The 15,328-nt window shown below is 69.9% G+C and carries 14 protein-coding genes; 4 read left to right on the top strand and 10 right to left on the bottom strand.

What is annotated here, in order from left to right:
• The 3 genes from dacB to F3J10_RS10260 all read left to right on the top strand — a co-directional run.
• Nucleotides 1-1,407: D-alanyl-D-alanine carboxypeptidase/D-alanyl-D-alanine-endopeptidase (gene dacB, locus F3J10_RS10250; protein WP_167241999.1), on the top strand; the 1,407-nt coding region annotated here is incomplete at its 5' end.
• 273 nt (nt 1,408-1,680) lie between these two features.
• Nucleotides 1,681-2,646 (top strand): sterol desaturase family protein, encoded by a 966-nt coding sequence (locus F3J10_RS10255; RefSeq protein WP_025096969.1) that lies wholly within the window; start codon nt 1,681-1,683, stop codon nt 2,644-2,646.
• Between the two features lie 33 nt (nt 2,647-2,679).
• Nucleotides 2,680-3,819, top strand: coding sequence for an SGNH/GDSL hydrolase family protein (locus tag F3J10_RS10260; protein ID WP_025096968.1), 1,140 nt, complete (start codon nt 2,680-2,682; stop codon nt 3,817-3,819).
• Between the two features lie 106 nt (nt 3,820-3,925).
• Here the strand turns inward: F3J10_RS10260 and F3J10_RS10265 are convergent, their stop codons facing one another.
• The 10 genes from F3J10_RS10265 to F3J10_RS10310 form a co-directional block, all read right to left on the bottom strand.
• Complete coding sequence (locus tag F3J10_RS10265; RefSeq protein WP_167242000.1) at nt 3,926-4,819, bottom strand: NAD(P)H-binding protein; 894 nt, start codon at nt 4,817-4,819, stop codon at nt 3,926-3,928.
• 316 nt (nt 4,820-5,135) lie between these two features.
• Nucleotides 5,136-6,191 (bottom strand): L-threonylcarbamoyladenylate synthase, encoded by a 1,056-nt coding sequence (locus F3J10_RS10270; protein ID WP_167242001.1) that lies wholly within the window; start codon nt 6,189-6,191, stop codon nt 5,136-5,138.
• Nucleotides 6,192-6,204: 13 nt separating this feature from the next.
• Entirely contained in the window at nt 6,205-7,404 is a 1,200-nt protein-coding gene (locus F3J10_RS10275) for a 5-(carboxyamino)imidazole ribonucleotide synthase (RefSeq protein ID WP_025096965.1), read from the bottom strand.
• 83 nt (nt 7,405-7,487) lie between these two features.
• On the bottom strand, nt 7,488-8,006 hold the full coding sequence (gene purE / locus F3J10_RS10280; RefSeq protein WP_025096964.1) for a 5-(carboxyamino)imidazole ribonucleotide mutase: 519 nt from the start codon (nt 8,004-8,006) through the stop codon (nt 7,488-7,490).
• A gap of 46 nt (nt 8,007-8,052) precedes the next feature.
• Nucleotides 8,053-8,943 (bottom strand): phosphoribosylaminoimidazolesuccinocarboxamide synthase, encoded by an 891-nt coding sequence (locus F3J10_RS10285; protein WP_167233815.1) that lies wholly within the window; start codon nt 8,941-8,943, stop codon nt 8,053-8,055.
• Between the two features lie 122 nt (nt 8,944-9,065).
• Nucleotides 9,066-10,130 (bottom strand): class II fructose-bisphosphate aldolase, encoded by a 1,065-nt coding sequence (fba, locus tag F3J10_RS10290; protein WP_013699245.1) that lies wholly within the window; start codon nt 10,128-10,130, stop codon nt 9,066-9,068.
• Between the two features lie 285 nt (nt 10,131-10,415).
• A complete protein-coding gene (gene pyk / locus F3J10_RS10295) occupies nt 10,416-11,852 on the bottom strand; it encodes a pyruvate kinase (protein WP_166913281.1) in 1,437 nt (478 codons plus the stop codon).
• Nucleotides 11,853-12,106: 254 nt separating this feature from the next.
• Nucleotides 12,107-13,303, bottom strand: coding sequence for a phosphoglycerate kinase (locus F3J10_RS10300; protein WP_025096961.1), 1,197 nt, complete (start codon nt 13,301-13,303; stop codon nt 12,107-12,109).
• 230 nt (nt 13,304-13,533) lie between these two features.
• Entirely contained in the window at nt 13,534-13,860 is a 327-nt protein-coding gene (locus F3J10_RS10305; protein WP_013699248.1) for an AzlD domain-containing protein, read from the bottom strand.
• The gene (locus tag F3J10_RS10310) at nt 13,857-14,651 is read right to left on the bottom strand and encodes an AzlC family ABC transporter permease (protein ID WP_166913279.1); all 795 of its coding nucleotides are present in this window, start codon (nt 14,649-14,651) and stop codon (nt 13,857-13,859) included. The genes F3J10_RS10305 and F3J10_RS10310 overlap by 4 nt, the downstream gene beginning before the upstream one ends.
• A 284-nt stretch (nt 14,652-14,935) precedes the next feature.
• Here F3J10_RS10310 and F3J10_RS10315 point away from each other — a divergent pair, with 284 nt between their 5' ends.
• A complete protein-coding gene (locus F3J10_RS10315) occupies nt 14,936-15,130 on the top strand; it encodes a zinc-finger domain-containing protein (protein ID WP_013699250.1) in 195 nt (64 codons plus the stop codon).
• The last annotated feature ends 198 nt before the right edge of the window (nt 15,131-15,328 follow it).

The following is a 15,328-nucleotide window of genomic DNA, read 5'->3' on the forward strand; positions in this document are numbered from 1 at the left end:
TCGGCGCCGGCCGCCACCGTGGCGGCCGCGCGCGGCATCCTGCCGGCCTCGGTGCTGGCCGGCCTGCAGCGCGCCCACGTGCCGGCCTCCAGCATCAGCGTGGTGGTCGAGAAGATCGGCGCGCGCGCGCCGGCGGTGGCCTGGAACGCCGAGCGGCCGATGCTGCCGGCCTCCACCATGAAGCTGGTCACCACCTACTCGGGCCTGTCGCTGCTGGGGGCCGACTACCGCTACCGGACCAGCGCCTATGCCGACGGCACGCTCGATCCGTCCGGCACGCTGCACGGCAACCTCTACATCAAGGGCACCGGCGACCCGAAGCTGGTGCCCGAGGAATTGATCGACCTGGTCAACCGGATCCGGCGCGCCGGCATCGTCAACGTGGACGGCTCGCTGGTGCTCGACAAGAGCTTCTTCGCCAGCGCCACGCGCGACCTGCCCGCCTTCGACGACGAGACCCAGGCGCCCTACAACGTCGGCCCCGACCCGCTGCTCTACGCCTTCAAGTCGCTGTCCTTCACGGTCACGCCGACCGACAGCGGCAACGTCGCGATCGACGTGCTGCCGCCGCTGGCCAACCTGAGCATCGACAACCAGGTAAGCGAGGCCGGCGGCTCCTGCGCGATGGCCTCGGCGGCGGCGCGCCCGCGCCTGTCGACCGACGCCGGCGGCATGCTGACGGCCAGCTTCGTGGGCCGCTTCCCGCCGCAATGCGGGCCGGTCACCAGCAACATCGCCGTGCTCGATCATTCGCAGTTCTTCTCGCAGGGCTTCCTGGCGCTGTGGCGCTCGACGGGCGGCAGCTTCGCGGGACCGATCGTCGAGGGCAAGGTGCCGACCACCGCGCGCCCGGTCGCGACCCATCACGGCCCGGTGCTGTCGAGCATCGTCTACGACATCAACAAGAACAGCAACAACGTGATGGCGCGCAACCTGTTCCTGTCGCTCGGCGCGATCGTCGGCAAGCCGCCGGCCACGCCCGAGCAATCCGCGCAGGTGATCCAGTCCTTCCTCCACAAGAGCGGGATCGCCGCGCCCGAGCTGCAGCTCGACAACGGCTCGGGCCTGTCGCGCGACGAGCACGTCAGCGCGCGCACGCTCGCCGCGCTGCTGCAGGCCGCCAATGCCAGCCCGGTGGCCCAGCCCTTCGTCGAATCGCTGCCGATCGTCGGGGTGGACGGCACCATGGCGCGGCGCCTGACCAACCAGCCCGTGCTCGGCAATGCCCACATCAAGACCGGCACGCTGCGCGACGTGCGCGCCATCGCCGGCTACGTGGCCTCGGCCGACGGCAACAGCTACGTGGTGGTCAGCTTCATCAACGATCCGCGCGCGAGCGCGGCGCGCGCCGCGCACGACGCGCTGCTCGAATGGGTCTACTCGGGCCCGGGGCAAGCCGCCGAGTAAGCCGCCGAATAAGCCTGCCCGCCAAGCCGCCCTTGCGGGCCGCTCCCGCAAGCCGCGGCTAATCCGGGCGGGGCGGCCCAGGCGGCCCCCCGCACCGCACCGCCCGAGCCCGGCCCGGCGGGGCTTGCGGGCAAACCCTCCCCCGAACACTCCCTCTACTGAACTTGTCGCGCCGGGCGCGGCGATTGCGTACTCTTTTCCTCTCCATCCCACCCGGCCGGACCGTGACGAGCCGGGGCGATGGCCGACCAGACTCGAAAGGGGGAGACGCCCATGCAATTCAATGTCGAATTGCTGCTGCTCGCGCTGGCGCCCGTGTTCCTGCTCTGCATCGGTTGGGAAGCGTGGCACCTGGCCCGCACGCGACCGAACGATCACATCTACGCCTGGCGCGACACGCTCTGCAACGCCGCGCTCGCGCTGATGCACCAGGGCGCCGACAAGCTCGCCTGGCTGGTGGTGATCCCGATCTACGCATTCTGTTACGCGCACTACCGGCTGCTGGACTGGCAGGCCGGCTGGCTTTCCTTCGCGGTCCTGTTCATCGCGCAGGACCTGCTCTACTACGTGTTCCACCGCGCCAGCCACCGGGTGCGCTGGCTGTGGGCCGCGCACGTGGTGCATCACTCGTCCGAGCGCCTGAACTTCTCGACCGCGTTCCGCCAGAGCCTGATGTACCCGATCGCCGGCATGTGGCTGTTCTGGCTGCCGCTGGCCTTCCTGGGCTTCCCGCCGCAGCAGATCGTCGGCATCGTGCTGATCAACCTGGCCTTCCAGTTCTTCGTCCACACCCAGGCGATCCCCAAGCTCGGCTGGCTCGAGACCTTCCTCAACACGCCCTCGATCCATCGCTCGCACCACGCGCGCAACCCGCGCTACATCGACCGCAACTACGCCGGCGTGCTGGTGATCTGGGACCGCCTGTTCGGCAGCTACGTCGAGGAGGATCCGCGCGATCCGCCCGTCTACGGCATCGTCGAGCCGCTGAATTCGAACAACCCGCTGGTCGCGACCTTCCACGAATGGCGCTCGATGGCGACCGACGCGATCCGCGTCGACGGCCCGCGCAACAAGTGGCGCGCGATTTTCGGGCCGCCCGAGTGGGCAAGCGCTTATCATGCGCAGGTTACCGGCACGTTGCGACCCGCGACGGCCGCGGCCCGAAGGGGGCCGGACGACATGGGGCGACCTGCCGCCGTGCCGCCGGACATCGGGCACCACGCGTCCGACGACGCATAAACAAACTGGCCATATCTACGAGGAGATGCATGCATGAAGCCGAACCACACCGCCACGCCCCGCCTGCCGAGCCGTCTGAAGCGCAGCGCGCAGCTCGCGATCGCGAGCGCGGCGTTCGCGCTGCTCGCCGCCTGCGGCGGCGGTGACGACAACGCCGCGCCCGCCGCCCCGCCGGCCGGCGTGCAGAAGCAGATCGTCTCGTTCGGCGACAGCCTGTCCGATGCTGGCACCTATTCGCCGCAGATCCTGCTCGGCTTCGGCGGCGGGCGCTTCACCACCAATCCGGGCGAGGTCTGGACCCAGAAGGTGGCCGAATACTTCGGCGACACGCTCAAGCCCGCCTACGAAGGCGGCTTCGGGGTTCCGCTGCAGGCCACCGGCGGCCTGGGCTACGCCCAGGGCGGCTCACGCGTGACGCTGCAGCCGGGCCTCGGCCACGCCGACGCCTCGGTACCGAACGCCGATTTCGCCCAGGCCACCACCACGCCGATCTCCACCCAGGTGCAGCAGTACCTGCAAGCGCACGGCAGCTTCAACGCCAACCAGATCGTGCTGGTCAACGGCGGCGCCAACGACATCCTGTTCCAGGCGCAGGTCGCGGCCGCTGCCGGCAACACCCAGGCCGCCCAGCTCGCGGCGGCGCAGGCGGTCGGCCTGGCGGCCCAGCAATTCGGCCAGATCATCGCGCAGATCGCCAACTCCGGCGCCAGCCACGTGTTCGTCGCCAACATGCCCGACATCGGCACCACGCCGCTGGCGGTGGCCGGCGGCGCCGCCACCCAGGCCGCGCTGACCCAGCTCTCGGGCCTGTTCAACCAGACGCTGAACGCCACGCTCGCCGCGCTGCAGGTCGACACCAGCAAGGTCAAGGTGATGGACGTATTCACCTGGCAGGACGGCATCGGCGCGAACTTCCAGGCCAACGGCTTCACGGTCGGCAATACCGGCACGGCCTGCAACCTGACCGCCATGGCCGCGGCCGCCGCGAAGGCCGGGGTGGCCGATCCGAGCGGCTTCGCCTCCTCGCTGTTCTGCTCGCCGCAGACCTACACGGTGGCCAACGCCGACCAGACCTACATGTTCGCCGACACGGTGCACCCGACCACGCGCCTGCATGCGCTGGTCGCGCAGTTCGTCGAGCAGCAGATCGCGGCGGCCGGCGTCACCAAGTAAGGCCAGCCCGCCCCGGCCGCCCGCTCGCTGCATGCGGGCGGCCCGGCAGCGGAAACAGAACGCCCGGCGCGCGATGCGCCGGGCGTTTTTCCTTGATACGCCGCAATCACGCCGCCGGCCGGCGGAAGCGATCCAGGTTCTCGCGCAGCCAGTCCGTCAGCGAACGCGGCGGACGTCCCGTCAGCTCCTCCACCGTGCGCGTGGTTTCGCCGATGCCCGAGGCGCGCATCAGCCGGTCGAGCCCGACCAGCAGGTCCGCGACGAAGGGCGGCAGGCCGCCGGCCAGCAGCAGCGCGTGCTGCTCGGCCAGCGAGCGCTGCGCATAGACGACCGGGCGATCGAGCAGGCCGGAGAGCTCTCGCGCGATCTCGTCGACGGTCCAGGCCCGCGGCCCGGTCAGGTGATAGGCGAGCTGCGATTCCCCGTCGACTTCCTCGAACAGCGCCGCGCGCGCGGCCGCGGCCACGTCGCGGGTATCGATGAAATTGGTGCGCCCGCTGCCCACCGCGCCGCCCCACTCGCCCGCCGCCACCAGCGGGCCGGCGCGCAGCAGCAGCGAGGTGAAGGCGGACGGCCGCAGCACTGTCGAGGCGATCGGCTGGCGCGCCAGATGCGCCTCGATCGGCATGTGCCAGGCCATCGGATACAGGCGCGTGGCCGGCCCCATCGCCGAGAGCTTCACCACATGGCGCACGCCGGCCGCCACCGCGGCGTCGATCAGCGCGATCTCGTTGGCGACCTGGTTCGGCGAGCTGCCCTGCGCGACGAACAGGCGCTCGACGCCCTGCAAGGTCGCGGACAGGCTGGCCGGTCGCTCGAAATCGACGCCCACGGCACGCACGCCGGCCGGCAGCACGGCGGCTTCGGGACGGCGCGTGAGCGCGAGCAGCTCGACCGGATCCTCGGCCAGCAGGCGCGTCAGCTCGGCGCCGACGCGCCCGGTGGCGCCGGCGATGGCGAAGGTCGGCCGGGCAGCGCCGGAATCGGAACGGATGGACATGACGACTCCTTTCTAAACGATGGGGGAAAGGATCGATCCGGGATCTCGCACATCAGTCGCCGGAACGATCGTTCCACAAATCATGGAATGATCGTTCCGGCGTGTCAAGCATGGAATCGCCGAACCGCGCCAGGCCGCACGCGGGCGTCCGCGAAGGCGGCGGTGGATCGAGCAGGAAGGAATCGGCGCGGCGGCTCGAAGCGAGCCGCATCCGCGCGACGCGGGGAAGAGACGGGAGACCTGCCGGCGCGGCGGGCGAAACCCGCGCGCAACGGCAGCAGCGAGACGAGGCGCTGGCGCGCCCCGAGGCGGAAACTCAGTGCGCCTCGTCGGCGCCCTGCTCGAATGCCGCGGCGGCACGCCCGAGCCGGTCGTTGACGGCGACCCATTCGGCCGTATCCGGCAACTGCTCGATCAGGATGCGCGCGACCTGCGCCCGATCGAGCGCGCGCAGCAGGCTGTACAACTCGCGCGCATAGGCCTGGGGATCCTCGGGCGCGGCGACGAAGTGCACGCCGATCGCGGTGGACCAATCGCGCGCGCTCGAGGCCCGCGCGACCAGCGCGACCGGCTCGCCCGCCTCGGCGGCCGCATCGAGCAGCAGCTCCAGGCGATCGAACGGCAGCAGCGCCAGCGGCGTGCGCGGCGCGTAATGCGCCTTCAGCGTGCCGGAGGCGCGCGGCGCCGTGGCGTCGCTGCCGTCGGGCAGGCGCGGCACGGTGCCGAGCACGGCGGCGATCTGCTGCGGCGTGATATGTCCGGGCCGCAGCAGCGCCGGAAAACCGCGCGACAGGTCGAGAATCGTCGACTCGATGCCGACCTCGGCCGCGCCGCCGTCGAGCACGTGCACGCTGTCGCCGAACTCCTCGCGCACATGCTGCGCGGTGGTCGGGCTGACATGGCCGAAGCGGTTCGCCGAGGGGCCGGCCACGCCGCCGTGGCCGCCGCGCAGCGCGCCGAAGGCGGCCAGCAGGCGCTGCGCGACCGGATGCGAGGGACAGCGCAGCGCCACCGAATCCTGGCCGCCGCTGACCGCGTCGGGGATATGCGCGGCGCGTTTGAGGATCAGCGTGAGCGGCCCCGGCCAGAACGCGTCGATCAGCTTTTGCGCGTCGGCGGGCAGCGATTCGACCCAGTAGCCCGGATCGCCGCCGGGCGGCAGGTGCACGATCACCGGATGATTCGAGGGCCGGCCCTTGGCCGCGTAGATCCGCGCCACCGCCTCGGGGCTCTCGGCATCGGCGCCGAGCCCATAAACGGTTTCGGTCGGGAACGCGACCAGTTGGCCGGCCGCGAGCTTGGCGGCGGCTTCCTCGATCGCGCCGTCGGGCGGCATCGGCCAGGCGGCGGTCGAACGGAGGTCCGGGCTCATGATGGCGGGCTCCTCAGTCGAGCGGGATGCGCAGCAGGCTCGCGCAAGCCTGCGCGGCCTCGAGCGCCTCGTCGAGCGTGGCGGCCGTGAAGTTCACATGGCCCATCTTGCGGCCCACGCGCGCTTCTTCCTTGCCGTACAGGTGCAGATGGGCGGCCGGCATCGCGGCCACCTGGTCCCAGGGCGGCGTGACCGGCTCGCTCTCGCCCGCGGCATCGGCGAACCAGATATCGCCGAGCACGTTGAGCATGACGGCCGGCGAATGCTGGCGCGGGTTGCCCAGCGGCAGCCGCGCCATGGCGCGCACCTGCTGCTCGAACTGGCTGGCCGAGCAGGCATCGACGGTGTAATGCCCCGAGTTGTGCGGGCGCGGCGCCATCTCGTTGGCGACCATCGAGCCGTCCTCGAGGATGAAGAACTCCACGCACAGCACGCCCACGTAGTCGAGCGAATCGGCGATGCGCACCGCCGCCTGCCGGGCCGCGGCCGCGAGCGCGGCATCGGCGGCCGGCGCCGGCACCACGGTGAGCGACAGGATGCCGTGATGATGGGTGTTCTGCGCGAGCGGGAACACGGCCGAGCGGCCGTCGGCGCCGCGCGCGATCAGCGCCGACACCTCGTACTTGAGCGGCAGGCGTTTTTCCAGCACGCAGGGCACGCCGCGCAGCGAGGCGAACGCGGCGCGTGCCTCGGCGGCGTTCGCCACGCGCACCTGGCCCTTGCCGTCGTAGCCCATGCGCGCCGTCTTGAGGATGCCGGGCAGCACCGCGTCCAGCTCGGCGTCGGCCAGCGCGGCGAGCGCCTCGGCCGATTCGATCACCACGTGCGGCGCGACCGGCACGCCCGAGGCGGCGATGAAGCGCTTCTCCGCGATCCGGTCCTGCGCGATCGCCACGCAGCGGCCGGCCGGCGCGACGAAGGTGCTGCGGGCCAGGAAATCGAGGCTGGCGGCCGGCACGTTCTCGAATTCGGTCGACACCGCCTCGCAGAGCCCGGCGAGCTCGGCCAGCGCCGCCTCGTCGTCGTAGGCGGCGCGCAGGTGGCGATCGGCCACCGCGCCGGCGGGGCTGCTCGCGTCGGGGTCGAGCACGGCGACGCGATAGCCCATCGATTGGGCCGCGAAGCAGAACATGCGGCCGAGCTGGCCGCCGCCGACCATGCCGAGCCAGGCGCCGGGCAGGATCGGTGAAACCGGAGTGGAGTGTGCAGTCATGTCAGTGATCGGTCGCGGCGGGCATCGTGGGGTTCGCTGCCCGCCGCCGGGGTGATGCCGGAAAGACTTCGGGGCCGCGCCGCTTACAGCGGCGGCAGCACCATCGCGTGCGCGGCTTCGTTCTGGCGCACGCGGAACGCGGCGAGGCGGTTCGCGTAGTCGGTCGAGGTGCCGGCCAGCAGCGAGACCGCGAACAGGCCCGCGTTGGCCGCGCCGGCCTCGCCGATCGCGAAGGTCGCCACCGGCACGCCCTTGGGCATCTGCACGATCGAGTGCAGCGAATCGACGCCCTTCAGGTACTTGCTGGCGACCGGCACGCCCAGCACCGGCACGGTGGTCTTGGCGGCCAGCATGCCCGGCAGGTGGGCGGCACCGCCCGCGCCGGCGATGATCGCGCGCAGGCCGCGCTCGCGCGCCTTCTCCGCGTAGTCGAACATCTCGTCGGGCATGCGGTGCGCGGACACGACCTTGGCCTCGTAGGGCACGTCGAATTCCTGCAGGATCGCGACGGCATGCTTCATCACGTCCCAATCGGAACTGGAACCCATCAGCACGCCGATCAGGGGCGCGCTGTGCGTGTGGGCGGTCTGGACTTCACTCATCGTGGGACGTTTCCTTCGTTATCGACGAACGGCGCTCGCGGCGCGCTCAGGCCAGCGTCTGGCCGGTGATGCGCTCGAGCGCTTCCTGGTACTTGGCGCTGGTGCGGGCGACCACCTCGTCGGGCAGCTTCGGCGCGGGCGGTTCCTTCTTCCAGTCCTGCGTCTCGAGCCAGTCGCGCACGAACTGCTTGTCGAAGGACGGCGGGTTGGTGCCGACCTGGTATTCGTCGGCCGGCCAGAAGCGCGAGGAATCGGCGGTCAGCGCCTCGTCCATCAGGTACAGCTTGCCGTGCTCGTCGAGGCCGAACTCGAACTTGGTGTCGGCGATGATGATGCCGCGCGTGGCGGCGTAGTCGGCCGCTTCCTTGTACAGGCGAATCGAGATGTCGCGGATGGTGGCGCTCAGCTCGGTGCCGATGCGGCGCTCGCATTCCTCGTAGCTGATGTTCTCGTCGTGGTGGCCCATCTCGGCCTTGGCGGCCGGCGTGAAGATCGGCTCGGGCAGCTTCTGCGCATTCTGCAGGCCCGCCGGCAGCTCGACGCCGCACACCGCGCCGCTCGCCTGGTAGTCCTTCCAGCCGCTGCCGGCCAGGTAGCCGCGCACCACCGCCTCGACCAGGATCGGCTCCAGGCGCTTGACCACCACGCCGCGGCCGGCCACCTGCTCGACCTCGTCGGCCGCCACCACCGATTCCGGGGCGTCGCCCGTCAGGTGGTTCGGGACGATGTGCGAGAGCTTGTCGAACCAGAAATTGGCCATCTGGTTCAGCACGCGACCCTTGTTCGGAATCGGCTCGCCCATGATCACGTCGAACGCCGACAGACGGTCGGTGGTGACGATCAGCAGCTTGTCGGTGCCGACCGCGTAGTTGTCGCGGACCTTGCCGCGACCGAGGAGCGGCAGCGAACGGAGCGTGGATTCGTAAAGGGTAGACATCGTCGTTTCGCAGAAAATGGGGCCAAACAAAAAGGGAAACGCCGTTCCCCGTCGACAGGCGGGAACGGCGGCTGGACTTCCGGCCGGCACCGCCCGGAACCACCGGGCGGCAAACCGATATGTTAGCGCACGAGCTGGGCGAGTTCGCCGGCCTTGTAGCGCTCGGCGATCTTGTCGAGCGAAACTGGCTTGATCTTGCCGGCCTGGCCTTCGCAGCCGAAGGCCTGGTAGCGGGCGATACACACCTTCTTGGCGGCTTCGCGCGCGGGCTTCAGGTAGTCGCGCGGATCGAACTTCGACGGGTTCTCGAACAGGTAGCGACGGATCGCGCCGGTGATCGCCAGGCGCAGGTCGGTGTCGATGTTGATCTTGCGCACGCCGTGCTTGATGCCTTCCTGGATCTCCTCGACCGGCACGCCGTAGGTTTCCTTCATGTCGCCGCCGAATTCGCGGATTTCCGCCAGCAGTTCCTGCGGCACCGACGACGAACCGTGCATCACCAGGTGCGTGTTCGGGATGCGCGCGTGGATTTCCTTGATGCGCTCGATCGACAGGATGTCGCCGGTGGGCTTCTTGGAGAACTTGTAGGCGCCGTGCGAGGTGCCGATCGCGATCGCCAGCGCGTCGCACTGGGTCTGCTTGACGAAGTCGGCGGCCTGCTCCGGATCGGTCAGCAGTTGCTCTCGCGTCATGGTGCCTTCGGCGCCGTGGCCGTCTTCCTTGTCGCCCTTCATGGTCTCGAGCGAACCGAGCACGCCCAGTTCGGCCTCGACCGTCACGCCGATCGAGTGCGCCATCTCGACGACCTTGCGCGACACCTCGACGTTGTACTCGTAGGAGGCGACCGTCTTGCCGTCGGCCTGCAGCGAGCCGTCCATCATCACGCTGGTGAAGCCGCTGCGGATCGCCGCCAGGCAGACCGCCGGCGACTGGCCGTGATCCTGGTGCATCACCACCGGGATATGCGGGTAGGACTCGACCGCCGATTCGATCAGGTGGCGCAGGAAGGCTTCGCCGGCGTACTTCCGGGCGCCGGCCGAGGCCTGCATGATCACCGGCGCGTTGACCTCGTCGGCCGCCGCCATGATCGCCTGCACCTGCTCCAGGTTGTTCACGTTGAATGCCGGCAGGCCATAACCGTGTTCCGCTGCGTGGTCCAGCAGTTGACGCATTGATACGAGAGGCATTGTGGTACTCCATGAATGAAAACCGGTGCGCCCTGGTTGGCGGCGGCGGCCTGTCCCGGGCGAATTCACGGGGCGGCGCCTGCGGCCGAGCGTCGAGTGGGCGACATTTTATCGCGAAGCGCCCTGCGTTTAGTTCCGTTTCCGGGCGGATTCCGCAATTTGTTACGACTTCCGTTTCATGTACCACGAAAAAATGCAAAAAAAAGCCGCGCGGGGGCATCGAGCCCGCCGCGCGGCATTTCCCGTGCCCGGCCAGCCGGGCATTCATACAGGGTCAGGGACGAATCAGAAGCTCTCGCCGACCCGCACGATCTTCAGCGTGTTGGTGCCGCCGGCCTGCCCCATCGGCTCGCCGACGGTCAGCACCACCATGTCGCCGCGCACCACGTAACCCTGGCGGATCACGATCTCCACGGCGGCCTGCATGGCCGAGTCGCGATCGCTGTTGAAGTCGACGTGCAGCGGCGTGACGTTGCGGAACAGCGCCATCGCGCGCTCGCTGCCGACCCGCGGCGTGAGCGCGAAGATCGGCACGTGGGTGATGTGGCGCGACATCCACAGCGCCGTCGAACCCGATTCGGTCAGCGCGATGATCGCCTTGGCGCCCAGGTGGTGGGCCGTGAACAGCGCACCCATCGCGATCGACTGGTCGATGCGGGTGAAGGTGCGGTCGAGGAAATCCTTGTCGAGCTCGACGGTTTCCGACTTCTCGGCCTCGACGCAGATCGCGGCCATGGTCTCGATGGTCACCACCGGGTACTTGCCGGCGGCCGATTCGGCCGACAGCATCACCGCGTCGGTGCCGTCCAGCACGGCATTGGCCACGTCCGAGACCTCGGCGCGAGTGGGCACCGGCGCGTGGATCATCGACTCCATCATCTGGGTGGCGGTGATCACCAGCTTGTTCGACTCGCGCGCCATGCGGATCATGCGCTTCTGCAGCGCCGGCACGGCCGCGTTGCCGACTTCCACGGCCAGGTCGCCGCGCGCCACCATGATGCCGTCCGAGGCGTCGAGGATGTCCTGCAGCGCGGGAATCGCCTCGGCACGCTCGATCTTGGCGATCATCTTCGGCTTGATGCCGTACGGGGCGCCCGCGATGTTGGCGAGCTGGCGCGCCATTTCCATGTCGGTGGCGTTCTTCGGGAAGGACACGGCCACCATGTCCGCGCCCAGCGACATGGCGGTGCGGATGTCCTCCATGTCCTTGGCGGTCAGCGCCGGCGCCGACAGCCCGCCGCCCTGGCGGTTGATGCCCTTGTTGTTCGACAGCTCGCCGCCCACCTTGACGATGGTGTGGATCTCGTCGCCGAGCACGCGCTCGACGGTCAGCACGATCAGGCCGTCGTTGAGCAGCAGCACGTCGCCGGTCTTCAGGTCGCGCGGCAGGTCCTTGTAGTCGAGGCCGACGCGCTGGTCGTTGCCGAGCTCGCAGGTGGCGTCGAGGATGAAGGGCTGGCCCGGGTTCAGCGTGGTCTTGCCTTCCTCGAACTTGCCGACGCGGATCTTCGGACCCTGCAGGTCGGCCATGATCGCGATCTCGCGGCCGACCTTGCGCGCGGCCTCGCGCACCATCTCGGCGCGCTGGCGGTGATCGTCGGCCGTGCCGTGCGAAAAGTTGAGACGCACGACGTCGAGGCCGGCCTGGATCATCTGCAGCAGAATCTCGGGCGAACTGGAAGCCGGGCCGATCGTGGCGACTATCTTGGTGGCGCGAAGCATGAAACTCCTCTTGATGGTCTGGGTGGATGCGCTGGAGATACTGCTGCGAGAGCCGGAGCCGCCGGGCCCAGCGGCCGGTGCTCCGGTATGGGCGCCGGCTTCGTCGGCCGGCGTCGCTTTGTTCTGCATGTCCTTTTCCATCGCGGCCGGGCGGCCGGCCCCGGGGCCTTGCCGCCCGCCGGCGTGGGAGCCGGGGCGTGCCCGCGCCGCCCCGCCCGCCTGCCGGCGCGTCTTCGCGCGACCGTGCGCCGCCATCAGGCCGCGCGCGTTTCCAGCACTTCCACCGCCGGCAGCGTCTTCCCTTCCAGGAACTCGAGGAAGGCGCCGCCGCCCGTCGAGATGTAGCTGACCTTGTCGTGGATGCCGTACTTGGCGATGGCCGCCAGGGTGTCGCCGCCGCCCGCGATCGAGAACGCGGGGGAGTTGGCGATCGCCTCGGCGAGCGTCTTGGTGCCGTTGCCGAACTGGTCGAACTCGAACACGCCCACCGGGCCGTTCCAGACCACCGTGCCGGCCTTCTCGAGCTGGCCGGCCAGCGCGCGCGCCGTGTCCGGGCCGATGTCGAGGATCAGGTCGTCGGCCTCGATCTCGTTGACCTTCTTGACGGTGGCCTTCGCGGTGGGCGCGAATTCCTTGGCCGTCACCACGTCCGAGGGGATCGGCACCGAGGCGCCGCGCTCGCGCGCCGCGTCGATGATGGCCTTGGCCTCGGCCACCAGGTCCGGCTCGGCCAGCGACTTGCCGATCGCCAGGCCCGCGGCCAGCATGAAGGTGTTGGCGATGCCGCCGCCGACGATCAGCTGGTCAACCTTCTCGGCCAGCGACTTCAGGATGGTCAGCTTGGTCGATACCTTGGAGCCGGCCACGATCGCCACCAGCGGGCGCTTCGGGTTGCCCAGCGCCTTGCCCAGCGCGTCGAGCTCGGCGGCCAGCAGCGGGCCCGCGCAGGCGATGCCGGCGTACTTGGCGATGCCGTGGGTGGTGGCTTCCGCGCGGTGCGCGGTGCCGAACGCGTCGTTGACGTAGATATCGCAGAGCGCGGCCATCTTCTGCGCCAGCGCGTCGTCGTTCTTCTTCTCGCCCTTGTTGACGCGGCAGTTCTCGAGCAGCACCACCTCGCCCGGCGCGACCTTCACGCCGTTCTCGACCCAGTTCGCCACCAGCGGCACCTCGCGGCCGAGCAGCTCGCCCAGGCGCTTGGCGACCGGCGCCAGCGAATCCTCGGGCTTGAACTCGCCCTCGGTCGGCCGGCCCAGGTGCGAGGTGACCATCACCGCGGCGCCGGCGTCGAGCGCGGCCCGGATCGCCGGCACCGAGGCGCGCACGCGCGTGTCCTCGGTGATGTTGCCTTGGTCGTCCTGGGGCACGTTCAGATCGGCGCGGATGAAGACGCGTTGGCCGGAGACCTTGCCCTCGGCGATCAGGTCGGTAAGACGCTTAACTTGGCTCATGGGACTGATTGAAGGTTGATGAGGAAGGCGTTGCTGAAAAATCGCGCGCGGGCTGCCGTCGACAGGCGCCTGACGGCCGGGCTGGGCCGTGCGACACGCTCGAGATTTCCGGAAAGGGCCATTCTAGCCGATCCATCCCGCGGCCTGCCCCGCCGCACGGCGAATTCCCCCTATTTGGCCGAAGCCTTTCGATGTTGCTGTGCAGCATCGAAAGGCTTCGAGGCGAAGGGTCAAATGATCAGGCGCAGCGCGGTCGACACCAGCATGCCGACCACGATCGTGCCGATCATGCTGCGCCGCCACAGGAACCAGGCCAGGCCCGCGGCGGCCGCGTAGAAGTCGTGATTGGCCAGCGAGAAGGAGATGCCGGCCGGCGTCTCCAGCACGTCGGGCAGCACCACCGCCACCAGCGCCGCGGCCGGCGCGTAGCGCAGCGCGCGCTGGGCACGCTCGGGCAGCATGGTGCGCTCGCCGCCGATCAGGAACAGCGCGCGGGTGAGCGCGGTGACCACGGTCATGCCGGCGATGGTCCACCAGACCAGGGCGGTGTCGCTCATCGCGCGCCGCCCTCGCCGTCGCGGCCGGCCTCGCTCGCGTCGAGCGCATCGCGGGGCCGCACCTCGGCGCGCAGGCGGCGCCAGTCGGCCCGCTCGATGAAGACGTCGGCCAGCGTGCCGGCGGCCAGCGCGGCCAGCACCGCGAGCGGCAGGCCGAGCCGGTAGGGCAGCTCGATCGCCAGCAGCGCGACGATGCCGGCCACCACCACGGCGGCCAGCGTCGAGCGGTTGGCCACCGCCGAGACCATGATCGGGATCAGCGCGAGCGTGCCGGCCAGCCCCAGCCCCCATTGGTCGGGCACCACGCTGGCCAGCGCGATGCCGGCCAGCGAGGAGGCCTGCCAGGACAGCCAGCTGACGATCGCCATGCCCCAGAAATAGGCTTCCTTGCCCGGCACCTGGCCATTGGCGAAACCCTGGCGGATGAATAGCAGGTAGATGACGTCGCCGTTGAAATAGCCGATCAGCGCGCGCCGCCACATCGGCAGGTAGGAGAAGTGCGGGGCCATGCCGGCGCTGAAGATCACGAAGCGCAGGTTGACCATCGCGGCGGTCAGGAGGAGCGTCCAGAGAGGCAGCTTGGCGGCCAGCAGCGGCAGCACCGCCAGTTGCGAGGAGCCGCCGTAGACCAGCAGCGACATCCAGACCGCCTGGTTGGTGGTCAGCACCGACTTGCTCATCGCGATACCGGTAACGAGACCCCAGGACAGCATCGCGGTGAGCGTCGGCGCGTAGTCGCGCGCCCCCTGGACGAAGGAGAAGCGATCGGAGGCGGACAGGCGAGCGAGCATGGGACGGCGCCGGGCGGCGCGAGGAACCGGGGGCGCGCGCGGCCGCGTTGCCTCCCGTGTTGCTGGTGTTGAATGGTGCCGAGGATTATAGCGCCGGACCCCGCCGAGCAGACCGTTGCCGATGCAAAAGACGTTAAAATGCCGGTCCTGCGCGGCCCGCCACGGCCGGCGATCGACCCGGCTTGCGCGCGAACGCGCCGCGCCGCCGGTTTTTTCGCTATCGTGTCGGGCAACGGCGAGATGCGCGCCGCGCTCGCCCCCTTATTGCAACAAGAGACCGCCCCATGAGTGAAATCAAGGAACGACCGCTCGTCGAACTGTCGGCCAAGGATCTGCCGGCCTACTGCCCGAACCCGGCGATGACGCGCTGGAGCGCGCATCCGCGCGTGTTCATCGACATCACGCACGGCGAGGCGCGCTGCCCCTATTGCGGCACGCGCTACAAGCTGCGCGACGGCGAAGTCGTCCACGGCCACTGAGCGGCCCGCCCTGCGCGGCCGAGCTTGCAGCACGAGCGGCAGGCAACTCGGTACCGCATCGGGCACGAAGCGACGCGCGGCAGCATCGCGCCCGCGCCGCCTGCGCGCCTGGCGCGTCGCTGCCCTGCAGTTAGCGCCGCCCCGCCGCCACCGTTTCCCCCCCGCAACCCGAGCGCGGCGCCCCGGCGCCGCGTTTCA

It is taken from the genome of Burkholderia sp. Cy-637, assembly GCF_011753175.1.
In the GTDB taxonomy this organism is placed as follows: domain Bacteria; phylum Pseudomonadota; class Gammaproteobacteria; order Burkholderiales; family Burkholderiaceae; genus Burkholderia; species Burkholderia gladioli.

Bases quoted from the DNA above. Each gene is read 5' to 3' on its own strand.
- F3J10_RS10260 (WP_025096968.1), top strand. From the start codon at position 2,680: ATGAAGCCGAACCACACCGCCACGCCCCGCCTGCCGAGCCGTCTGAAG.
- F3J10_RS10305 (WP_013699248.1), bottom strand. From the start codon at position 13,860: ATGAGCGACACCGCCCTGGTCTGGTGGACCATCGCCGGCATGACCGTG.
- F3J10_RS10300 (WP_025096961.1), bottom strand. From the start codon at position 13,303: ATGAGCCAAGTTAAGCGTCTTACCGACCTGATCGCCGAGGGCAAGGTC.
- F3J10_RS10285 (WP_167233815.1), bottom strand. From the start codon at position 8,943: ATGTCTACCCTTTACGAATCCACGCTCCGTTCGCTGCCGCTCCTCGGT.
- pyk (WP_166913281.1), bottom strand. From the start codon at position 11,852: ATGCTTCGCGCCACCAAGATAGTCGCCACGATCGGCCCGGCTTCCAGT.
- F3J10_RS10315 (WP_013699250.1), top strand. From the start codon at position 14,936: ATGAGTGAAATCAAGGAACGACCGCTCGTCGAACTGTCGGCCAAGGAT.
- F3J10_RS10255 (WP_025096969.1), top strand. From the start codon at position 1,681: ATGCAATTCAATGTCGAATTGCTGCTGCTCGCGCTGGCGCCCGTGTTC.
- fba (WP_013699245.1), bottom strand. From the start codon at position 10,130: ATGCCTCTCGTATCAATGCGTCAACTGCTGGACCACGCAGCGGAACAC.
- purE (WP_025096964.1), bottom strand. From the start codon at position 8,006: ATGAGTGAAGTCCAGACCGCCCACACGCACAGCGCGCCCCTGATCGGC.
- F3J10_RS10265 (WP_167242000.1), bottom strand. From the start codon at position 4,819: ATGTCCATCCGTTCCGATTCCGGCGCTGCCCGGCCGACCTTCGCCATC.
- F3J10_RS10275 (WP_025096965.1), bottom strand. From the start codon at position 7,404: ATGACTGCACACTCCACTCCGGTTTCACCGATCCTGCCCGGCGCCTGG.
- F3J10_RS10270 (WP_167242001.1), bottom strand. From the start codon at position 6,191: ATGAGCCCGGACCTCCGTTCGACCGCCGCCTGGCCGATGCCGCCCGAC.
- F3J10_RS10310 (WP_166913279.1), bottom strand. From the start codon at position 14,651: ATGCTCGCTCGCCTGTCCGCCTCCGATCGCTTCTCCTTCGTCCAGGGG.